A 4,220-nucleotide genomic window follows, 5' to 3' on the forward strand; every position below is an offset into this window, starting at 1 on the left:
TGTAAGTCCTGCAATTGGAAAGAGGCCGCTCAGTAGCATTAAGAGCACATCTAATTTCTTCACAATTCCCCATTCCTTTCAAATTTTTTCAATTAATAAAAATCGTTTTTCCATATGAAATAGTTTTTGTATTTCTAAAAAACATATTAATCCTGTCTGCACATAAAGTAAATATGTAAACGAAAAGATACTTGACAAAGGATATCCTTATTTACATGAAAAAATGACAAATCCTGATCGATATAACGAGCAGGATTTGTTTACTAGTATTTAAAGTAGAATAATTGAATCTTTCTTTTCTACTTTTACTACATCTACATCCAATTCATCATCAAATTCTTTAAACTCTCTTGCATCTATGTCAGTAATATAACTCTTTATTACCTTTTCCATATGCATGGAATATGTCATGTGTACATTCTTTTTCGAAAGCATACTAGAATTACAGCACATGTAATGTATCATTTTAGCGATATAATCCCTTTCTACAGGTTTTACACCTAATGGTAGAATTTCAAGTATATATCGCTGAAAAATCCCACTACAATTAAGTGAATATTCACCAGTGCTATAATACATCCCTTTTTGATCTGCATATAAGCCAATGCTATCTAGAGCATCATCACATTCTACTACACCGTAACTTGGTACATCAAAACCTGTATTTATTCTAATAATATTTAAATTTGGAACCTTTAACACCTCTGGAACAATATCAGGTAAAATATCTGTATTAATTTCTTTATTTTGTAACTTTTTTATCCAATACCTTCTCAAATTTGCATCTACAATGAAGTAAACTTGTTCATTTTGTTCTTTTGCATATTTTACAATTTCCATTAATGTTTCGGAAACATATTGTTTAAAAAGAGCTCCCATATCATTTCTCTTTGATGGTTGTGGTAAAAATGCATTATGTTTATTTATATTTAATAATACGTAATCAATCGTTTGCCATTCTGTATTCCCATATAATTTATATAAAATTTCTTTTCCTTTTATTTTTGAAAGAATAGGTAAGAAATCAAATTTCGATATTCGTTCAATTGATAAATTAACATATATACAAGGTAAATTTATCTTATTCCAACTACGCTTCAAAAATCCTTTTTGCTCTAATAAACTAAAAACACTATTTACAATTGTTTTACGCGATACACTTTGGCCTATAAATAAATTAATAAATGTTGAAATACGGTTTGCTCGTGCAAATCCCTCTCTAATGATTTGTTTTGGATCAATTTTTTCTCGTCCATCACAATTTTTCAATGCGATTAATGCTAATGTCGCATCACTGCGCTCGCCCGCGGTAGCATAGACAGCTTTCGTAACATCATCTACAAGATTTGTTTTATATTTTTGGCAATATTGCATTTTATATGGATTTTGTAACACCTTTTCAATATTGTATCTCACAATCTTTAATAACACTGGAAAATCTGTATTCAATACATAAGAATTTTCACCAACTTTAGTCAAAACAATTTGACTCTCAAGTAATGCTTGTTCTATTTCCAGCACTATATTTTCAGACCAAACTTCTAATGTTAATGTCTCTAATCCTTTTGGTGCAAATAAAGGAAATAATTCATTTTTGTTATTTGTTGCTATCTTTTTACATTCTGGAAGTATTGTGAAATAAGAGAATTTACGCTGAAATTCTTTAAATAAATACTCTCTTTCCTTTACTTTTATACCCGGTTCTATTTTAGTACCTTGAACTTTATAAATTCTCTCATTGTATGGAAATAACACCCTTTTATTTCCCCCTACAATATAATCTTTCGGATATTGGAGAATATGGTCTAAATCCACCTCTCCCCCTATTTGAAAATCATCTTTTAAATTTCTAAATATTTTAATCCATTTCATACCGGTTGTAGCTTGTTGTATTTTTAGTTTTACAAACCGTATTTTTTTATTATTTGACGCAAACTCTGAGGTAGAAATCAATATCATGCCTCGTTTCCGTCTTAAAAGTAAAGGAATATCTGGATGATTATATTCTTGATATTAAGACTGTTTTTATGAGCATTTCGTATAAGTATGATGTAACTGATTAAAGCTATTTTCAAAGACGACATATCAGCGATAATTTATGTCTATTCTGTATAAGTGTTAGCAAGTTCGTTTGCAAACTTGTTAGCACTTTTTTATTTAAATAACTCATACATTTCTTTTTACTTTACTGATTATATTTCCAATTGCGTACTAATTATGTAGGTTCGTCTACCTACCATATTTCAGACAAAATAGCCGGTACGGATTGATGCCAACAGGGTAATGGCAATATAAGTCTTCTTTCTTCTATTATTTTATTTCCAAGTATGTATATTATATTTTTCATTAATAGAATAAGAGAATTTAATAGTAATGACGATAAATCCATATATCTTATTTATATATTTTATGTTATAGTTTCATATGTTAATTAATTACAATATTTTTCAAAAAGAGTATACATAGTCATATCAATCATGTTATTTGGGATAGGTTGTTCTTTAAATTAGGAATTAAATAAAGAATTATAAAAACGCGCTAGGTACAACTAAGAAAGAAACGGGATAAAGAATAAGTCATTGGGGGACTAGTAATGAAACATAAAGTGTTATCGGTAGCATTACCAATTTTGCTAATTAGTGGAGTAGGTTGTTCAAAAGAAGATACAGAAAAGAAAAAGACTGATAATTTACAAGTAGCTGAAGCGGAATCTAATAAAAAGGCCTTAGAGACTGTAAACAAAGAAGTAGATAAACTACGCAAAGAAAAAGATGAATTAGAGAAGAAAGTAGCTGAAGCGGAATCTGATAAAAAGGCTTTAGAGACCGCAAACAAAGAAGTAGATAGACTACGCAAAGAAAAAGATGAATTAGAGAAGAAAATAGTTAAAGAACCAGGAATCAAAGAACAAGAAAGAAAAGAAAAAGACCCTCTAACAGATGTCCATGGCCCTATAACGATAAAACAGTATCAAGAAAAGATGGAGACACTTGTTAATCAGTTTTCAAGGGAGCTGCAAGCTACAAAACCGATATTTGCAAAGGATCAAACATTAAAAACAAATCAAATGGAGTTAAAGAAACAATTTGAAGTAGTCAAGGGAGAACTTAGGAAGTTAAAAGAACTTGACCCACCTAAGGCTTATGATTATTTCAAAGTGCAACTAAGAGACGATGCTAAAGTAATTGAAATATGCATAGAACAAATATTTGTAGGTTTAGATGAAAAAGATACTGAAAAGGTTGATTCAAGTTTAAAAGCTATGTATGGATATATAGATACTATGGGTTTGACACTAAACGAAATAAGAAAATTAGAAGGCTAATCCTTAGAAAAGAGTTATTTGTTAATGAAATATAAATTACTAAATTTATCTACCCCTGTATTTCTTGTACCAGGGGTAGATTTGAGAATGATGATAACATAAGGTAAGGTATTAAATTTCGTTGAAGTTAAAAAAATAATGAATGCTATTAAAAAAAGAGAGTTCCCTATTGGTAACTCTCTTTTTCACTGCACATACGCATAGGCTTCATTTGCTTTTAAATTTTATGTTTCACCTTCACTATTATTATGCACTTTATTTCTCACCAAACTATTCTTTTCTATAAAATATTTAGTATATGCATAGACTTCATTTGCCGTTACATAGTATCCCTTTTCTATTGTGTAATTTATATTTGGCACCATTATTAATATGCAATATTGCATATTGGTACAATATATATAAATGTTGTAATTTACATTTAACCCCTGTAAAATTTAGGGTGTAAAGAATATTATAGGAGATGTGATTATGAAGAAAATTTTAACTTCACTTATGCTAATTGGATTAGTAGTATTTGGCTTTCTTTTACCAAGCAATAATGCAAGTGCAGCTGAAAACACGCCACTTGTCGACAAAGTGCAAATTACTAACATTGGAAACAATGAGTATATCGACTATGGTCAAGGTAAAAAGTATCGAGTTTATGCATATAAAAACACAACATTCAAAGGATATGCATATGACGCAAATGGACAAGCAGTACCTGCTGGTACAACTTTTTACATTTACTTCGATGGCGCACTAAATTTTGCTAAAAAAGATATTTTATGTACTGTAGGAGCAAATGGTGCATTTGAAGGTTCAGTGGAAATGCCTAGTGGTAAGGGGAATTATTCTTTCTGGGCTTCAAGATCAACACACTACTACGATATTGTGACTCTTGGTTATTACA

Annotated in this window: 3 protein-coding genes; 2 read left to right on the top strand and 1 reads right to left on the bottom strand. The window is 29.8% G+C overall.

Translation table 11 applies throughout. The annotated features are described in order from the left end of the window. Positions 1 to 270 precede the first annotated feature (270 nt). Positions 271 to 1,953, bottom strand: a complete 1,683-nt coding sequence (locus tag ES895_RS28985; protein WP_135238874.1) for an RNaseH domain-containing protein — start codon at positions 1,951 to 1,953, stop codon at positions 271 to 273. A gap of 640 nt (positions 1,954 to 2,593) precedes the next feature. On the opposite strand from ES895_RS28985, the gene ES895_RS28990 reads away from it, so the two are divergent. Then, on the top strand, positions 2,594 to 3,325 hold the full coding sequence (locus tag ES895_RS28990) for a coiled-coil domain-containing protein (RefSeq protein WP_098255276.1): 732 nt from the start codon (positions 2,594 to 2,596) through the stop codon (positions 3,323 to 3,325). 471 nt (positions 3,326 to 3,796) lie between these two features. Continuing rightward, on the top strand, positions 3,797 to 4,220 hold a 424-nt coding region (locus tag ES895_RS28995), incomplete at its 3' end, for a hypothetical protein (RefSeq protein ID WP_135238875.1).

This window comes from Bacillus sp. 007/AIA-02/001, from assembly GCF_004634455.1.
GTDB lineage: Bacteria > Bacillota > Bacilli > Bacillales > Bacillaceae_G > Bacillus_A > Bacillus_A cereus.